A 16,049-nucleotide genomic window follows, 5' to 3' on the forward strand; every position below is an offset into this window, starting at 1 on the left:
CCGCGCCCCTTCAGCTGATCCATTCTGCCGTGACGGGCGGACGGCGGTCGAGAGTTTCAGCCGCCTGGGACCCCTGCTATTCGGGGTGGTCGACGCGGCCCGGAGCGGTGTGCCGGGCACCCCGGCTCCGTGCGATGCGGTGCACGTCGCGCAGGGACTCCGCGAGGCGGGCGATGACATAGCGGAGCTGTTCGGGGGTGGCGGAACGGTCGCTCAGCAGGTCGTCGGTGTGATCGAGGAGTGCGGCGGCCATGCCGAGCTGCACGCTCTCGACGTTGTCGGCGAGTCGTGAGACATAGCCGAGGCCGTCGCCGACGAGGTAGCAGGGCTTGCCCTCGGCCCCGGTCCAGGGGAGCAGGCGAGGTGCCTCCGCGGTGTGACGGATCACGCCGCCACCTCCCGTCCACCGATGGCGAACGGGTCGGCGTCGACGCCTTGGGCGGTGATCCAGAGAGCCCGGCGACGGAGGTGCCGACGACGGGCCTCGGCCTGGCGGCGCTCGTGGGCGAGGAGGTAGGGACGGACGAGAGGGCTGTCCTCGCCTCGGTAGTACGGGGCGGGGGCGCGGGTGGGTGGGGGCGGACACGGCGGCCGGGGCGGGGGGCGGTGGTCCACGGGCGGCGGAGGCCACAGGAGCCTCCGGAGCGGGTCGATCAGGCGGACGATACAGTGCAACACGTCGTCAACTCCTGGCTAGTTGAGGGCCACGCCCCCGGACCGTTCGCCCCGGTCGCGGGGGTCTGTGACTGCGGCTCTCCCGGGCGGCCCCGCCCGGTGAACTCGCTCTGTAGCGATTCACTCACAGCCTGGGACCGATCGGGCTACCCTGACCAGGGGGTTCGATGTGACAGAGCTTTTGTCGCGAGGGAGTTGACGATGAGCAACACCTACGGGGAATGGCTGAAGGCCCAACGCGAAGCCGCCGGCCTCACCCAACAGGAACTGGCCGATGCCTCGATCATGACCCGCTCGCACATCGCCCATATCGAGGCGGGCCGCCGCATCCCGTCGAAGGAGGACGCGCGGAGGCTGGACAGGGCGTTGGGCACGGGGGACGTGCTGAGCAGCTTCCTGCCACGGGAGAACGTGGCGGTGGCGGACTACTTCGAGTCGGCACGGCAGCTGGAACAGCAGGCAACGGTGATCCAGGAGTTCGCACTCTCACTCGTGCCGGGCATCCTCCAGACGGAGGGGTACGCGCGTGCGGTTCTACGGCCAGGTGCCACTCCTCGGGGTGAAGAGGAATGTGACAGGCTCCTTGTCACGCGACTGGAGCGAGGAAAGGTCCTCTCCGACCCGGTTACGCCGCTAGTCTGCGCCCTTCTCGACGAGGCGGTACTGCGCCGCCACGTCGGAAGTCCCAAGGTCATGACGGAGCAACTGACCCACATCGTCCGCTTGGCGGAGAGCGAGCGCATCCGCGTCCACATCCTTCCCTTCGGAGTGGGCTACCACCAACTGCTCCAGGGGATGTTGTCACTGATGATGTTCGACGATCAGCCCCCAGTCGCCTACGGCGAAGGAGTCCTCATGGGCAGGTTGCACGACTCCCCCGCCCTGGTTGAGACGTTGCAGCGCACCTACACTCTCGCCTTGGGCGACGCGCTCCCCCGCAAGGAATCGGTCGCCCTACTGAGAGCGACGGCAAAGGAATACGGGCAATGACTGACCGCATCATCCCGAACGCGGCCGCGTTGAGCGGTTGGCGCAAGTCGTCCTACAGCAGCGGCGACGGGGGCAGCTGCGTCGAGGTCCTGGACGGTTACCCGTCGGGCGTCCCGATCCGCGACTCCAAGAACCCTCACGGGCCCGCGCTGGTCTTCGCGACGACTGGCTGGTCTACGTTCGTCACCGCCCTCAAGAGCAACGCCTTCCCCGCCTGACCGCGCCGCGCCACATCGGGACGCGTCAAGCCGCTGCATTCAGCAGGTCATCGATGAGTCCCGACTTCAAGGCGCGCAATTTGGCCAGCTCTTCGCACTCGGCCGAGATCTGGGCATCACACGCATACAACGAGTCGACAATACGTCGCTGCTCGGCCGGCTCCTTCGGCATGTCGATTTCCAGCTCACGAAGCCGTGTGGGATTCACGTTTACCTGCTGAACCGCGACGGTCGAGATCGACCTCACCCGCTGGCGAATTGTCGGATGCATCAGCCACTCGACCAGGTACTCAGGAGTCAGTCGGGACGCATCCGGGTTGATCCGCACCAGATAGGAAGCGAACGAAGCCTTCGACAATTCCCCTCGCCACATCCCTGACTTCCCGATATGGTCAATACTGTTGGTTCGGTTGAACAATACATCACCGTACTTGAGTTCAAGCTTGGCGGATACGGCCACAGGGCTGTACCTCAGGTCCGACAACTCGGGTCGTCCACCTGCGAGGTTGTTCATCCGGAGAACGGGAACTCCTCGCGAATCGCGGTCCAGAGCCTCAGAAACACCGTACTCCGCCACTGGCACTACGTCCTTGAGCTGCACCCGGACCCAGCCCCTCGGAGGCTCGCCTCCCCGTAGTGGGAGCATGGCTGACAGTAGCGTGCCCTGACGGACGCTCCGAAGCTTCGTAATCGAACCTTGGATGGCGCGCTCCTGCGCCGACACCGCGTCGGCCACCTCGACGAGTCTCCGCTGCTCGTCCAAGGGCGGAAGCGGAAAGCAGTAGCCCGCCAAATCCTCTCTATTGACCTTCGGGATTCCGGTACGAGCTGAAAGGGACTCAACATACCGAGAGAAGTTTTCGCTCAAGAGAACCGCGACGAGGAAACCAGCGACGATCTCCCTCCCGGGTTTCAACGGATACATGTCGGCTGAACACGTACCGGAAAAGTCCGCCAACGCGACCTTTCTGAGAGCCGGCCGAATTTTGCAAAAGATGACGTCCCCTGGCTGCACCACGTACTTGCCACTCGATGCACTTTGATCCGCTGCCGTAACGTGCTTAGCGATCTTTCCAGTGCGTGATTCCACATGATCTGGCGCCAGGAGGACGCGGCTGCGGTACGGCTCCTCTCTAGGGTCAACCTGCCCCGTGGGGAGACTGACAACGTCGGTCAGGCGCCGAACCGGCCATGCAGCCTTTTCCTCACTCTGCATAACCCAGCTCCTTCAGGAACTCATCCAGCGTCGCCGCCGCCCGCTCCCGCTCCGCGCGAATCTCCCCCAGCGACACCACGTACTTGTCCGCCCACACCCCATAGACATCAACCAACTGCCGCCGAAGCCGCACCACATGCCCCTCCAGCTTCCCCGCCAGGTCGTCCCGCAGCAGCTCCAGCACCACCCGGCGCTCCCCCTCCGGGTCCTCCGCGAACCGCTTCCGGGCGGCGACCAGCCTCGGCGGGTCCTCGGTCAGCTTGGTCGGGTCCGGCCACGGCGTGAACCAGAACTCCGCCTCAAGCTTCCTGACGCGCGCCGCGGCCTTCGTGCGTTCCTTCTTCACATACGCCAGCTCCGCCAGCTGCTCCGCGCTCAGCTCGACCTGCTCCCGTGTGACGGCGTCCTCGTCACCCTCGGTCTCACCGTCCTCCGACGGCTCCGGCTCCGCGTTGAGCTCCTTCCAGCGCGCGTCCAGCTCGGCCTTACGGGCATCGGCCTCCGCCAGCTCCGTCAGAAACTCCGGAGCGATCGCCGCGACCACCTTGTGGTCGTACGCCTGGCGCCGCTCCGCAGCCGTGCGCTTGCGCAGCTTCCTCGTCTTCGGGTCCTGCTCCGGCGCGAGCAACGTCTCGACGTTCTCGACCCAGCCGTCCAGCACCCCCGCGAAGCCGTTCTCCGACAACGCCAGCAGGTCGTACTTGGCCTCGTACCACCAGCCGGCCACCGCGCCCGCCAGCGCGTACCGGTCGAGCAGACCGATGCCGCCCAGCCGCTCCACGAACGACCCGATCAGCGACCCGCGTACGGCCATCAGCGCCGCCTTGCGCTCCGGCGCCGTCAGCTCCGCCAGGCGCTCGGGCGTGGCGGCCACCGCCTCCAGGTGACGGGCCTCCTCCTCCCACCACTTGGCGAACGCCGCCCGCAGCGCGTCCTCGCGGGGGCGCGCCAGCTCCGCGAGCCGGGCCGCGTCCGGGCGCTCGCCCTCGGGGAGGAAGTCCACATACGCCGGGTCCACCGGCTCGCGCTCGGCGAAGAGGTCCTCCAGCCCGATCTCGTACGCGTCGAGCAGTTGCTTCTTCGCCTCGACCTCCGCCCGCGGCATCCCGCCCACCAGGTGCGCCCGCACGTCCTGCGGCTCCGGCGGGGGCGTGTTGTCCACGTAGCGGCGGATGTTGAGGTTGCAGTCGTTCTCCCGCAGTTCCTCGCGCTCGACCACGCGCGCGAAGCCGGGCACGTCCTCGTACTCCCGGAACGTGGTGACGATCTTCTCCGCGTGCTCGGGGAGCAGCACGTTCTGCGCCCGCTCCGCGTGGAACTCGCGGTCCGCGTTGATGAAGAGGACCCGGCCCTCCCGCTTCGGGTCCTTTCTGCCCGGCGGGCGGAGGACCAGGATGCAGGCGGGGATGCCGGTGCCGTAGAAGAGGTTCGGGGCGAGGCCGATGACCGCCTCGATCGCGTCCCGCTCGATCAGCTCGGACCGGATGTCCCGCTCACCGCCGCCCCGGAACAGCACGCCGTGCGGCATGACCGTGATGACCATGCCGCCTCGGCCCTCCCGCTTGGTCATCCAGAGCATGTGCTGGAGGAACATCAGGTCGGCCTTGCCGCGTTCGCTCGTCTCGCCGTACTTCGCCCGCTCCGCCCTGTGCGGGAAGTCGGTGAGCGAGTAGTCCATCGAGAACGGCGGATTGCTCAGCACCCCGTCGAACCGGTCGGCATCGGACCTCGGTGTGTGCGCCGGCTCGGACAGCGTGTCGCCGGTCCGCAGGTCGAAGCGGGTGCTGACGCCGTGGAGCACCATGTTCATCGTGGACATGATCCAGGAACCGCTGTTGGCGTCCTGGCCGGCGAAGTACATGTTCTCGGCGTCCCCGCCGTGCTCTTCCACGTATTCCTTGGCGTGGATGAGCATGCCGCCCGAGCCGACGCACGGGTCGTAGATGCGCGTGCCGTCCCGGGGGTCCAGCAGTTCGACCATCATGCGGACCACGGCACGCGGGGTGTAGAACTCGCCGCCCTTGCGGCCGGCCGAGTCCGCGAACTCCTTGATCAGGTACTCGTAGGCGGCACCGATCAGGTCGGGGAACTCGAAGTCCTCCGTCCTGAGCCGGACCCGCCCGAAGTGCGCGATCAGCAGCTTCAGTCTCTGGTCGGCGAGCTTCGCCGCACCCGCGGCGGCACCCGAGCCGCCGATGCGGTTGAAGTCGAGCTGGTCGAACAGGCCCTTGAGTTTGGCGTTCTGACCCTCAAGGGCCTGGAGCGCGGGCCGCAGCAGCTCCTCGTTGACGTTGTGGGTGCCGGAGGAGATCCGCTGCCAGCGGGCCCCCCCGGGGACGAAGAGGACCCCGCGGTCGCTGTACGGCGCCGGGTCCTCCAGGAAGCTGTCCAGCAGCTCCCCGGCCAGGCCGTGCTCGTTCTCCGCCTGCTCCCTGATCCGCTCGCGTGCCGCCTCGAACTCGTCGTTGGCCCGCTTCAGGAACAGCAGCCCGAAGATGTAGTCCTTGTACTCGGAGGCGTCCATCGTGCCGCGGAGGATGTCCGCGGCGGCGAAGAGATGGCGCTCCAGCTGCGCGAGCGTGAGCTTGGCCACGTACCCGTCTTCCCTACGACCCGATATGACGTAGGAACCCTACGGCGATCCCCGGCCGGGATGAAAACGATCGCCCGAATTCGGTCTGCTTCCGTCAGTACGCGGTGATCCCGAGTCCCTTCTCGACGAACTCGAACACATCCGTGTACGGATCGCGCAGGCTCTTCGGCACATGCTCCGCATGCGCCTCGTTCATCTTCCGCGCCCGCTTCTTCGCCTCGGCGAAGCTGCCCGGCGGGATCTGCTCCGGCAGCACCGTCTTGATGTTCGCCGCGCCGCCCCCGAACGGGAGCCGGGCCACCGCCATGTCGCAGACGCCGCCGAAGGTGCCGGTCACCGACTTGTGGTGGAGCAGCCGCCACACCTCGAAGCACGGATGCGAGAAGGCGACCTCGACGCCGGCCTCACGGGCCTCCTTCAGCGCCGCGTCGATGTGATCGTGCTGATCGCGGTCGAACAGGCACCAGACCGCAGGCCAGTACTTCTTCTCCAGGCCGCTGCGTCTGGCCACGCGCATCTCCTCGCGCATCAGCCTCACCGCCGCCTCCACGAGATTGATCGGCTTGCGCTGCGAACCGGGAGCCGACTGGTTGGCGATGCGGACCTCGATGCCGTTCGTACCCGCCCGCTCCCGGACGATCTTGATGTACTCGGGTTCGGTCACCCTGCCCTCGGTGAAGACGTGCACGACCTTCCGACGCCGCCCGCCCTTCTTCGCAGGGCCCAGCGAGTCCTTCCCCCTCGTGCGCGCCATCAGCTACCGCTCCGCTCCGCCTCGTACTCGCGTTCCCGTTCGTTCGCCGCCAGCAGCCGCCGCGCGATCTGGCCCTCCAGAAGAGACGGCACCGCGCCGAAGGCACCCGCCAGGTAGGACTTCATCAGGTCCTCGTCCTCCCCCGGGGACGCCGCCGTCAGCGGGTACAGGTCCGTCGCGCCTTCCTCGTCCTTCTCGGTCAGCCACACCTGCCCGGGCTCCAGCAGCCGACCGCCGCTCGGGGTGCTGAGCACGGAGGGGTCGTGCGAGGTGAAGACGAGCTGCGCCCCCCGCGGATTCGCCTGCGGGTCGTGGAACAGGCGAACGACCTCCGCGGCGAAGCGCGGGTGCAGGCTGGCATCCAGTTCGTCGACGAGCAGCACGGCGCCTTCGTCGAGGGCGAGGAGCAGGGGACCGAGCAGAGCGAACCAGGATCGGGTACCGAAGGACTCCCGAGTCCAGTCGAAGGCCACGTCTCCCGCGGCGGAGCGGTGGGTGAGCTTGACCGTCGCGGGTCCCGTGCCCTCCTGGACGACCTCCGCACCGGTGATTCCGAGGTCCGCGACCCGCAGCAACTCGTTGATGCGGCGCGCGCGGCTGCCGGTCAGCTCCCGCGTCGTGAAAGCCTCGCGCTGCTCGCGCTCGTCCTCCGGGTTGATCAGCCAGAGGTTGCGGCGGAACCAGTGGAAGAGCGGGGTCAGCTGCGGATGGTTGTCCGTGCCGGCCGTGGACAGCAGCAGGGCGTTGGGCCGGGTGCGCCGCTCGAGTCCGGCCCGGTCCTTCACGCGGTTTCCCGGCCAGTCGTAGACCTCGGCGCGGGACGCGTCGCGGTCCAGCCACACCTGCCGACGGCCTCGGGGATAGCTGTGCAGCCACTCGGCCTCGACCCGGTCCGCACCGAGTTCGAAGCCGTACGTCCAGCGCACGCCGTCAAGGACGAGGTCCACCTCGAAGAAGCTGGCCGACTGCTGCCCGTCCTTGTCGTTCAGGGCGAAGGGAACGCGCGCGGTCCCTTCGAAGGCCGCCCAGCGTGCGTACGAATTGATGACGGCGGCACGCATGTCCGTCATGGCGGCCAGCACGTTCGACTTGCCCGAGGCATTGGCTCCGAAGACGCCGATCAGTGGAAGTACGGCGAGTGACCGGTCACCCGCGAGCCCCACCGGGCGTGCGGACGTGCCCGGGTCGTCCTCGGGCACGACGAACGTCAGCTCCTGCTCGTCGCGCAGTGACCGCACGTTCGCCGTGCGGAATCTCAGCAGCATGCCGGCCCCTCTCCGCGGCCAGAGTAGTGGGCGCGAAGGACAGCGGCTCGATCCGGACGCCGCGTCCGCCCTCTCCCGTCACCGGGGCAGCCCATGAGCACCGGCACCGGCACCGGCACCGGCACTGGCACCGGCACCGCCGTGTGACAGGGCCGACGTCACGTCCGGTCATCACTTCTGGTCGTCACTTCCGGCCGTCACGTCCGGCCGTCACGTCCGGCCGCCGGTGCGGATCGTCACGTGCGGGCCCATGTCCGGGGGTGACACCCGGCCGCCACGCCCAGCCGCCTCCCCCGGCCGCCACCCCCGGCCGCCACGCCCAGCCGCCTCCCGCCTCCCGCCTCCCGCCTCCCGCACGCGCACGTGCCCCGCATCACTCTGGACAGTTTCAACAACCGCCGGGTAACTTATTCTGAGCAAGCGCTTAGACAGCTCTGTGTGCTCGTCTGTGCCCAGTCAGTGACCGACACCGTGCCGAGGAGGCGTCCGTGCGCCGGACCGTATTCAACGAGGACCACGAAGCGTTCCGGGAGACCGTCCGCGCCTTCATCGAGGCCGAGGTCGTCCCCGTCTACGACGAGTGGTTCGCCGCCGGCCAGGCGCCGCGCGAGTTCTACGACAAGCTCGGCGAGCTCGGCATATTCGGCATCAACGTGCCCGAGGAGTTCGGCGGCGCGGGCCTGGACACCCACAAGTTCGAGGCCGTCCTCTACGAGGAGACCGCGCGTGCGGGCGTCCACTTCGGCGGCTCCGGCGTGCATGTGCTGCTGGCCCTGCCGTACATCAAGATGCTCGCCACCGACGAGCAGAAGAAGCGCTACCTGACGAAGTTCGTCACCGGCGAGGAGATGTGGGCGCTGGCGATGACCGAGCCGGGCACCGGCTCCGACGTCGCGGGCATGAAGACCACGGCCAGGCTGTCGGAGGACGGCACGCACTACGTCCTCAACGGCGCCAAGACGTTCATCACCGGCGGCGTCCACGCCGACCGCGTGATCGTGTGCGCCCGCACCTCCGCCCCGCGCGAGGACGACCGCCGTTTCGGCATCTCCCTCTTCGCGGTGGACAGCAAGTCCGAGGGCTACTCCATCGGCCGCAAGCTGGACAAGCTCGGCCTGCGCACCTCCGACACCGCCGAGCTGGCGTTCGTCGACGTCAGGGTCCCGGTCGAGGACCTGCTGGGCGAGGAGAACAAGGGCTTCCACTACCTCGGCCAGAACCTGCCGTCGGAGCGCTGGGGCATCGCCTTCGGCGCGTACGCGCAGGCCAAGGCCGCGATCCGGTTCGCCAAGGAGTACACCCAGGAGCGCACGGTCTTCGGCAAGACGGTCGCGTCCTTCCAGAACACCAAGTTCGAACTGGCCGCCTGCCAGGCCGAGGTGGACGCCGCCGAGGCCGTCGCCGACCGCGCCCTGGAGGCGCTGGACGCGGGCGAGCTGACCCCGGCCGAGGCCGCCTCCGCCAAGCTGTTCTGCACCGAGGTCGCCCACCGCGTCATCGACCGGTGCCTCCAGCTGCACGGCGGCTACGGCTACATGAACGAGTACCCGATCGCCCGCCTCTACGCCGACAACCGCGTCAACCGCATCTACGGCGGCACCAGCGAGGTCATGAAGTCGATCATCGCCAAGTCGATGGGCCTCTGACCCTGTGAGCGAGGCTCTCGACGACCTGCTCGACCTGCTCGACCTGGAGCGGATCGAGCAGGACATCTTCCGCGGCCACTCGCGCCCCACGATCGTGCCCCGCGTCTTCGGCGGGCAGGTCGCGGCCCAGGCGCTGGTGGCCGCGGGCCGTACCGCCCCCGAGGACCGCACGGCGCACTCCCTGCACGCGTACTTCCTGCGCATGGGCGACCCGGGCGCGCCGATCGTCTACACGGTCGACCGCATCCGCGACGGCCGGTCCTTCACCACCCGGCGGGTCGTCGCCGTCCAGCACGGCCAGCCGATCTTCCACCTCTCGGCCTCCTTCCAGATCCACGAGGAGGGGCTGGACCACCAGGCGGCGATGCCCGAAGCGCCGGACCCGGAGACCCTGCCGACCGCGGCGGAGCGGCTGCCCCACTACGCGGGCGACCCCATCCACCCGGAGATCGTGCGGCGCATGCTCGAGGCCCGCGCCGCGGTCGACATCCGGTACGTGGGCAAGCCGCCGTACGCCAGCATCGGCGAGCGCCGGGAGCCGCACTCGCAGGTGTGGTTCCGTACCAACGGCAAGCTCGCCGACGACCCGCTGCTGCACGTCTGCCTCGCCACCTACGTCTCCGACATGACGCTGCTCGACTCGGTGCTGCTGGCCCACGGGCGCGGCGGCTGGGCGGTCGGCGACGTCGTCGGGGCCTCGCTGGACCACGCGATGTGGTTCCACCGCCCCTTCCGCGCCGACGAATGGCTGCTGTACGACCAGGAGTCGCCGAGCGCGCACGGCGGCCGCGGCCTCGGCCAGGCACGCATCTACACCCAGGACGGGCGGCTGGCGATCTCGGTGATCCAGGAGGGCCTGGTCCGCGTCCCGCACGGCTGACCGCGGCGAGGGCGGCAGACGACCGCCCCGTCAACCAGGCCTGGACGGAGTGCGGCTGACACCCGGTCGATCACACGCTAGATTTCGGGTGAGCCCAAGTCCGTCTGATATCAGCGGCGTTCGCCGGCATCCGGCCCAGGACGGTCGTTCCACGGCCCGGCGGAGACCACGGGCGAATGCGAGGAGGACCGGTGTTCGACGCCATCGTTGTCGGTGCCCGCTGCGCGGGCTCGCCGACGGCCATGCTGCTGGCCCGCGGGGGTCACCGCGTGCTGCTGCTCGAACGGGCCCAGCTGCCCAGCGACGTGCTGTCGACGCACTTCCTCTGGCCCCACGGCCTGTCCTACCTCAACCGCTGGGGCCTGCTGGAGAGCGTGCTCCGGACCACTCCGTCGCACACCGCCGTGCACCTCGTCAACGAGGGCATCCAGCTGACCGGGGAAGTGCCCGAGAAGCTCCTGCGTACGCACTTCGAGGAACTGCACGGTGACGGGGACGGCGTCGTCACCGCCCACGCCTCGGTACGCAGGCGGGTGCTGGACGAGATCCTGATGGACGCCGCGGCGTCGGCGGGGGCGGACGTACGCCAGGGCTGCACCGTCGACGAACTGATCGTCGAGGAGGGCCGGGTGGTCGGTGTCCGGGGCCGCACCCGGGCGGGCACCCGGTTCGAGGAGCGCGCCCGGATCGTCGTCGGTGCCGACGGGCGGAACTCCTTCGTGGCCCGGGCCCTCGGGCTCGCCAAGTACGACGAGCGGCCCCGGTGCACGTTCGCCTACTGGACGTACTACTCGGGGTTCGCGCCGGGGGGCCTGCAACTGCACCGCCGCGGCCGACTCGCCGCCGCCGTGGTCCCCACCAACTTCGACCAGAACATGACGCTGGTGTGGGGCCCCAGCGAGTGGGCGTCCGCCTTCCGCAGCGACGTCGAGGGCCACTTCCTCCAGGCGCTGTCCTTCGTCAGCCCCGACCTGGCCGAGCAGGTGCGCTCCGAGGGACAGCAGGAGGAACGTTTCTACGGAACCCTGGACCAGGCCGCCTATCTGCGTCCGCTACACGGACCCGGCTGGGTGCTGGTGGGCGACGCGGAGAGCTTCAAGGACCAGTGCACCGCCACCGGCATGACCCACGCCTTCCGCGACGCCGAACTCGCCGCGACCGCGATCGGCTCCTGGCTCGGCGGCCACGAACCCCTCGACAGCGCGCTCCGGTCGTACGAGGAACGCCGCCGCAGCCAGAACGCCGCCGCCTACTACGACTACGCCTGCACACTGGCCGAGATGCGCCCGCTGCGCCACGACGAACTCCAGCTCCTCGCCGCACTGCGCGGAAACCAGGAGGAGACCGACCGCTACATCGCCACCCACGCGGACATCGCCCCCGTCTCCGAGTTCTTCCAGGCGTCCAACCTCTTCCTGATCAACGACGCCGCCCGCGAGACGTCCGACCGGCACGCGATCTTCGACGGCTTCGCCGAGAAGTCCCGGAGCTACCTACGCAACCCGTTCTCCTGAGGCCCCGCTCCCCGACTCCGAAGGTGTTCCGCCATGCCCAGCGCTCCGGTCCCCCGCCCCGACGAGGAACTCGTCCGCATCATCCTGGAAGCCACCGACAGCGCCCTCAAGGAACTCGGCGGCCGGCCGGCCGCCGAACCTCCGGCGGATCCCCGGACACGCCGGAAGCTGGCCGGGTTCGCCCGGGAGACGGGCCGGGCGGCGCGGGAGGTCTCGGAGATGATGAAGAACTGGGCCACCCACGTCCCCTGGGACGAGATGGCGGCGTTCGGCCCCGGCGACCCGGCCGGGCCGGACTCCTCTGATTCGTTCGGCTTCTCTGATTCGTTCGGCTCCTCGGACGCGTTGGACGCCTCAGACTCCCCGGACTCCCCGGACGCGTTGGACTCCCCGGGCTCCCCGGACGCGTTGGGCTCCCCGGACGCGTTGGACTCCCCGGACTCCTCGGACGCGTTGGACTCCTTCGCCCGGTTCCTGACCGACCGCTACCCCGAGGTGCGCACCGCTCTCGGGGACCTGGTGGAGCCGGCCTCCCTGCGGATCACCGCGGATCCCGACGAGGAGTACGCCCTCGACAAGCAGGCGTACGACTTCTACCGCCCGGCCGGCCGCGACCTGCTCCGGCGCACCGAGGAGTTCCACGACTGGGTCGAAGCCCGCCGGCGCACCGAGACCTGGCAGTACTCCAGGCTCCTGGAAGCCGCGCCCGGCAGCGTCGCGGAGATCAGCAACGACCTCGGTCGCCGAGCCCGCGGCATCAACTTCAACTCCCAGGACTACCTCTCCCTCAACGCGCATCCCGCCGTCCGGGAGGCCGCCGCGCGCGCCCTCGGCGACTTCGGGCCGCACAGCGCGGGATCCCCCATGGTCCTGGGGAACACCCGGCTGTCGAACGAACTAGAGGAGGCCCTCGGCCGGCTGGTCGGCCTGGAGCACGTCACGCTCTTCCCCACCGGCTGGTCCGCCGGCTTCGGAACGGTCACGGCGCTCGTCCGCCCGGAGGACTGGGTGGTCATCGACCGCCTGGCACACTCGTGCCTCCAGCAGGGCGCGCGGGCCGCCAGCAAGAACGTCGTCCGCTACGAACACCTGAACGTCGAGGAGGTGCGCCGCCACCTCGGTGAGATCCGGCGCCGCGACACCCGCAACGGCATCCTGGTCGTGACCGACGGCCTGTTCTCCGTCGACGCCGACTGGCCCGACCTCCTCGCCCTCCAGGAGGTCTGCCACGCCCACGACGCGACGCTGCTCGTCGACGTCGCCCACGACCTCGGTTCCATGGGGCCCGGCGGATCAGGGGTCCTCGGCATGCAGCGGATGACCGGGAAGATCGACCTCGTGATGGGGGCGTTCTCCAAGACCTTCGCCTCCAACGGGGGCTTCCTGGCCTCACGGACACCCGCGGTCAAGCAGTACGCCAAGATGTTCGGCGGCCCGCACTTCTTCTCCAACGCCCTCTCGCCCGTGCAGACGGCCGTCGTGCTGGAGGCGGCGAGGATCGTGGGCAGCGCCGAGGGCGATCGGCTCAGGGCACGCCTGTTCGAGGCCATCGACGCGCTCCGCGGCGCCCTGGGCGGCCACGGGCTGGAGTGCCTGGGCGCTCCCTCGCCGATCGTCCCGCTGCTGATCGGCAACGAGAAACTGGCCCGTACCGCCAACCGGTTCCTGTTCGACCGCGGGGTGCTCGCCTTCATGGTGGAGTTCCCGGTCACCCCGTCCGGCTCCGCCCGCTTCCGACTGCAGGTGCAGGCGGCGCACGAGCCCGACGAGGCACGCGAGGCGGCAGAGATCATCGCCGCCTCGGTGGAGGACGCCCGGCAGTACCTGTCGAGCGCCTTCGGTATGGGTACCCGCTGACCCCGTCTTCCCAGTTCCCGGTCTTCCCGGTCTTCTCGGTTCCCGGTCTTCTCGGTCCTCCCCGTCTCCCCCGTCTCCCCGTCCTCCCGTCTCCCTCGCCCGGGCGGGGGCGGGGGCGGGGGCGGGGGCGGGGGCGGGGGCGGGACGAGCCGACCGCCGGGCCTCCGCGCGGCGCGCCGAAACCTCCACGCGGCGCGCCGCCGCACGGGCCGGGCCGGGCCGCTCCTGCTGCCGGGCCCGGCAGTGGGACCGCGCGAGCGCGCGACCGGACGAGCGCGCGGACCACCGGGACCCGCCGGAAGTCAGAGGAGCCCGGCCGCGTCCAGCAGATACGCGGTCATCGGGTCGTAGAAACGCGGGTCCGTGACATGGTCGTCCAGCGGGACCGTCACCCGGACCGTGCCCTCCGCCTCGCCGATGAACAGGGCCGGGTCGTTGCTGTCGGCGAAGCCGACGGCGTCGACGCCCCGCTGTCCCGCGCAGCCCGCCCAGCCGTGGTCGGCGACGACCAGGTCCGGCCGGGTACGGCCGTCCCGCTCCAGCCCGTCCAGGATCGCGGCCATCGGCTCGGGGGAATGGGTGTGCCACAGCGTCGCGCCGCGCTCCAGCACGGCCACCCCGGCGAACTGGAAGACCATGCCCTCGTCCGCGGTGAGCCCGGAGGGGATCGTGACGATCTCGCAGCCCGTCGATCGGAGCGCGTCCGCGATCTGCCGGTGGACGTCGAGCAGCCCGCCGGGGTGGCCGGTGGCGAAGAGGACGGACTCCCGCCCGGCGGCGGCCTGCTTCAGCCGGGCCGCCATCCGGTCGAGGGCGTCCACGGTCAGCTCCGGGTCGATGGTGTCCTGACCGTGCCGGTACCGCGGGTCGTCGTTGACCCCGCAGCGCTCGGCCATGACCGCCAGGACGTCCTGCTCGTCGCTCCAGCGGTCGCCGAGTTCCAGGCCCAGCCAGTAGTGACGGTCCCCGTTGGCGAGCCTGCGGTAGTGGGAGAGGTTGTTGTCGCGCGGGGTGGCGACGTCTCCGGCGATCCGGGTGCGGACGAGATGGTCGACAAGGGCGGAGCGGTTCGGTATCGGCATGCGCCCATTGTGCCGCCAGGTGTGCGGAGGGTGCCCGGCGTCCCGGGGGCCGGACGCCCGGGGCGCCGGAGGTCGGGTCCGGGGTGCGCGGGAGTCCGGGGCGGTGCCCGGGGAGCCGCCGCGCAGGGGGCTCACGGCCGGTCGCGCGCAGGGACCGCGCCGCGCGACGGCACGGCCGGGCGGCCGGACGCCCTGGCCGCCTCGACGGCCGCTTGCTGCTCCTCGGTGAAGGTGAAGTCCACAGCCCAGTCCCTCCCGTGCACCGGATCGGCCGACGGCCTCGTCGTCCGTCGTCCGGAGTTCCCCACCGGTTATCTGACGGATCGTCAAGATAGGGCAGGATCCCGGGGAAGGGAATGGCGCGTCAGCGGTCGAAGTCCAGCTCGACTTCCGAGGTGACCGGATGGGACTGGCAGGCCAGCACATAGCCGGCCTCCGTCTCCTCCTGCTCCAGTGCGAAGTTCCGACGCCCCGGGGCCGCCGGACGCCCCGGGGCCGCCGGAGGCCCGGTCCGCTCGGGCAGGGGGCCGGGCCCTTCGGGCGGGAGCCGGGGCGGGCCGGCGGAGAGACGCGGTGTGCAGGGGAAGGCCCGGCCCGTCCGGGCGGGAGGCCTGCGCGGGCCGGCGGAGAGAGAGGGGTGTGGAGGGGTGTGGAGGGGTGCGGGGCGGGCCGGCGGGGTGACGGCGTACGGCGCCGGTGGCCGACCGCCGGCCGGTGACGCGGGCCGCGCACCGCCGCCCGCGGGGCCCGCGGCCCTACGACAGCGAGGCGAACGCCCCGTGGGCGAGCCTGCGCAGCAGGTCCTCCATGGCGGTGCGGCCCGGCAGCCCGTTGCCGTAAGAGCCGAGGTGCGGGGTGGAGTTGAGCAGGCCGAAGACGGCGTGGACGGCCGCCCGGACGTGGCCCTCGACCGTCTCCGGGTGCAGCTTGCGGACGACGTCCACCCACAGTTCGACGTACTGGCGCTGGAGCTGGCGCACCAGCTTGCGGTCGCTGTCGCGCAGCCGGTCCAGCTCCCGGTCGTGGAGGGTGATCAGCGGGCGGTCGTCGAGGGCGAAGTCGATGTGGCCGTCGATGAGCGAGGCGAGCACCTGCTCGGGGACGCCGTCCGCCTCGGCGACCCGCCGCCTGCCGCCGTCCAGCAGCCGGCCGGAGATGCCGACCAGCAGCTCGGCGAGCATCGCGTCCTTGCCGGGGAAGTGGCGGTACAGCCCGGGGCCGCTGATACCGACGGCGGCGCCTATCTCGTCGACGCCGACGCCGTGGAAGCCGCGCTCGGCGAAGAGGCGCGCGGCCTCCCTGAGGATCTGCTCGCGACGGGTCGGAGCGTCGGTCCTGGTGCTCATGGCGCCAATTCTA

The 16,049-nt window shown here is 70.1% G+C and carries 14 protein-coding genes; 6 read left to right on the top strand and 8 right to left on the bottom strand.

The features are described 5' to 3' along the window. Positions 1-76: 76 nt before the first annotated feature. Positions 77-388 carry a hypothetical protein gene (locus DDQ41_RS07220; protein ID WP_109293730.1) on the bottom strand — a complete coding sequence of 104 codons (312 nt, stop codon included), beginning with the start codon at positions 386-388 and terminating at the stop codon, positions 77-79. Beyond that, complete coding sequence (locus DDQ41_RS07225) at positions 385-678, bottom strand: hypothetical protein (protein WP_109293731.1); 294 nt, start codon at positions 676-678, stop codon at positions 385-387. Before DDQ41_RS07225 ends, DDQ41_RS07220 begins: the two co-directional genes overlap by 4 nt. A gap of 198 nt (positions 679-876) precedes the next feature. Here DDQ41_RS07225 and DDQ41_RS07230 point away from each other — a divergent pair, with 198 nt between their 5' ends. Together DDQ41_RS07230 and DDQ41_RS07235 are read left to right on the top strand one after the other, a co-directional pair. Beyond that, the gene (locus DDQ41_RS07230) at positions 877-1,665 is read left to right on the top strand and encodes a helix-turn-helix domain-containing protein (RefSeq protein WP_109293732.1); all 789 of its coding nucleotides are present in this window, start codon (positions 877-879) and stop codon (positions 1,663-1,665) included. Then, positions 1,662-1,883: a DUF397 domain-containing protein gene (locus DDQ41_RS07235; RefSeq protein ID WP_109293733.1), complete on the top strand. Its 222-nt coding sequence runs from the start codon at positions 1,662-1,664 to the stop codon at positions 1,881-1,883. Before DDQ41_RS07230 ends, DDQ41_RS07235 begins: the two co-directional genes overlap by 4 nt. Positions 1,884-1,908: 25 nt before the next feature. Here DDQ41_RS07235 and DDQ41_RS07240 read toward each other — a convergent pair whose 3' ends face one another. The 4 genes from DDQ41_RS07240 to DDQ41_RS07255 all read right to left on the bottom strand — a co-directional run bounded on the left by DDQ41_RS07240 (position 1,909) and on the right by DDQ41_RS07255 (position 7,711). Further along, positions 1,909-3,099 (bottom strand): restriction endonuclease subunit S, encoded by a 1,191-nt coding sequence (locus tag DDQ41_RS07240; protein ID WP_109293734.1) that lies wholly within the window; start codon positions 3,097-3,099, stop codon positions 1,909-1,911. Next, positions 3,089-5,692, bottom strand: coding sequence for a type I restriction-modification system subunit M (locus DDQ41_RS07245; protein WP_109293735.1), 2,604 nt, complete (start codon positions 5,690-5,692; stop codon positions 3,089-3,091). The genes DDQ41_RS07240 and DDQ41_RS07245 overlap by 11 nt, the downstream gene beginning before the upstream one ends. A gap of 94 nt (positions 5,693-5,786) precedes the next feature. Beyond that, the gene (locus DDQ41_RS07250) at positions 5,787-6,446 is read right to left on the bottom strand and encodes an RloB family protein (RefSeq protein ID WP_109293736.1); all 660 of its coding nucleotides are present in this window, start codon (positions 6,444-6,446) and stop codon (positions 5,787-5,789) included. Next, positions 6,446-7,711, bottom strand: coding sequence for an AAA family ATPase (locus DDQ41_RS07255; protein WP_109293737.1), 1,266 nt, complete (start codon positions 7,709-7,711; stop codon positions 6,446-6,448). The genes DDQ41_RS07250 and DDQ41_RS07255 overlap by 1 nt, the downstream gene beginning before the upstream one ends. 488 nt (positions 7,712-8,199) lie before the next feature. On the opposite strand from DDQ41_RS07255, the gene DDQ41_RS07260 reads away from it, so the two are divergent. From DDQ41_RS07260 to DDQ41_RS07275, 4 genes are all read left to right on the top strand, one after another. Continuing rightward, on the top strand, positions 8,200-9,357 hold the full coding sequence (locus DDQ41_RS07260; RefSeq protein ID WP_109293738.1) for an acyl-CoA dehydrogenase family protein: 1,158 nt from the start codon (positions 8,200-8,202) through the stop codon (positions 9,355-9,357). Positions 9,358-9,361: 4 nt separating this feature from the next. After that, a complete protein-coding gene (locus DDQ41_RS07265; RefSeq protein WP_109293739.1) occupies positions 9,362-10,237 on the top strand; it encodes an acyl-CoA thioesterase in 876 nt (291 codons plus the stop codon). 191 nt (positions 10,238-10,428) lie between these two features. Next, the gene (locus DDQ41_RS07270; RefSeq protein ID WP_217364422.1) at positions 10,429-11,751 is read left to right on the top strand and encodes an NAD(P)/FAD-dependent oxidoreductase; all 1,323 of its coding nucleotides are present in this window, start codon (positions 10,429-10,431) and stop codon (positions 11,749-11,751) included. A 33-nt stretch (positions 11,752-11,784) separates the two neighbouring features. Then, positions 11,785-13,608: an aminotransferase class I/II-fold pyridoxal phosphate-dependent enzyme gene (locus DDQ41_RS07275; RefSeq protein WP_217364423.1), complete on the top strand. Its 1,824-nt coding sequence runs from the start codon at positions 11,785-11,787 to the stop codon at positions 13,606-13,608. A 302-nt stretch (positions 13,609-13,910) separates the two neighbouring features. Here DDQ41_RS07275 and DDQ41_RS07280 read toward each other — a convergent pair whose 3' ends face one another. Both DDQ41_RS07280 and DDQ41_RS07285 read right to left on the bottom strand, forming a co-directional pair. Then, positions 13,911-14,690 carry a phosphatase gene (locus tag DDQ41_RS07280; protein ID WP_109293741.1) on the bottom strand — a complete coding sequence of 260 codons (780 nt, stop codon included), beginning with the start codon at positions 14,688-14,690 and terminating at the stop codon, positions 13,911-13,913. A 755-nt stretch (positions 14,691-15,445) separates the two neighbouring features. Then, positions 15,446-16,036 (bottom strand): SACE_7040 family transcriptional regulator, encoded by a 591-nt coding sequence (locus tag DDQ41_RS07285; RefSeq protein ID WP_109293742.1) that lies wholly within the window; start codon positions 16,034-16,036, stop codon positions 15,446-15,448. Between the last annotated feature and the right edge of the window lie 13 nt (positions 16,037-16,049).

Source organism: Streptomyces spongiicola, assembly GCF_003122365.1.
Taxonomy (GTDB): Bacteria; Actinomycetota; Actinomycetes; order Streptomycetales; family Streptomycetaceae; genus Streptomyces; species Streptomyces spongiicola.

Excerpts from the sequence above, each read along its gene's own strand:
- DDQ41_RS07230 (WP_109293732.1), top strand. The coding sequence starts at position 877 with ATGAGCAACACCTACGGGGAATGGCTGAAGGCCCAACGCGAAGCCGCC.
- DDQ41_RS07235 (WP_109293733.1), top strand. The coding sequence starts at position 1,662 with ATGACTGACCGCATCATCCCGAACGCGGCCGCGTTGAGCGGTTGGCGC.
- DDQ41_RS07240 (WP_109293734.1), bottom strand. The coding sequence starts at position 3,099 with ATGCAGAGTGAGGAAAAGGCTGCATGGCCGGTTCGGCGCCTGACCGAC.
- DDQ41_RS07250 (WP_109293736.1), bottom strand. The coding sequence starts at position 6,446 with ATGGCGCGCACGAGGGGGAAGGACTCGCTGGGCCCTGCGAAGAAGGGC.
- DDQ41_RS07255 (WP_109293737.1), bottom strand. The coding sequence starts at position 7,711 with ATGCTGCTGAGATTCCGCACGGCGAACGTGCGGTCACTGCGCGACGAG.
- DDQ41_RS07275 (WP_217364423.1), top strand. The coding sequence starts at position 11,785 with ATGCCCAGCGCTCCGGTCCCCCGCCCCGACGAGGAACTCGTCCGCATC.
- DDQ41_RS07280 (WP_109293741.1), bottom strand. The coding sequence starts at position 14,690 with ATGCCGATACCGAACCGCTCCGCCCTTGTCGACCATCTCGTCCGCACC.
- DDQ41_RS07285 (WP_109293742.1), bottom strand. The coding sequence starts at position 16,036 with ATGAGCACCAGGACCGACGCTCCGACCCGTCGCGAGCAGATCCTCAGG.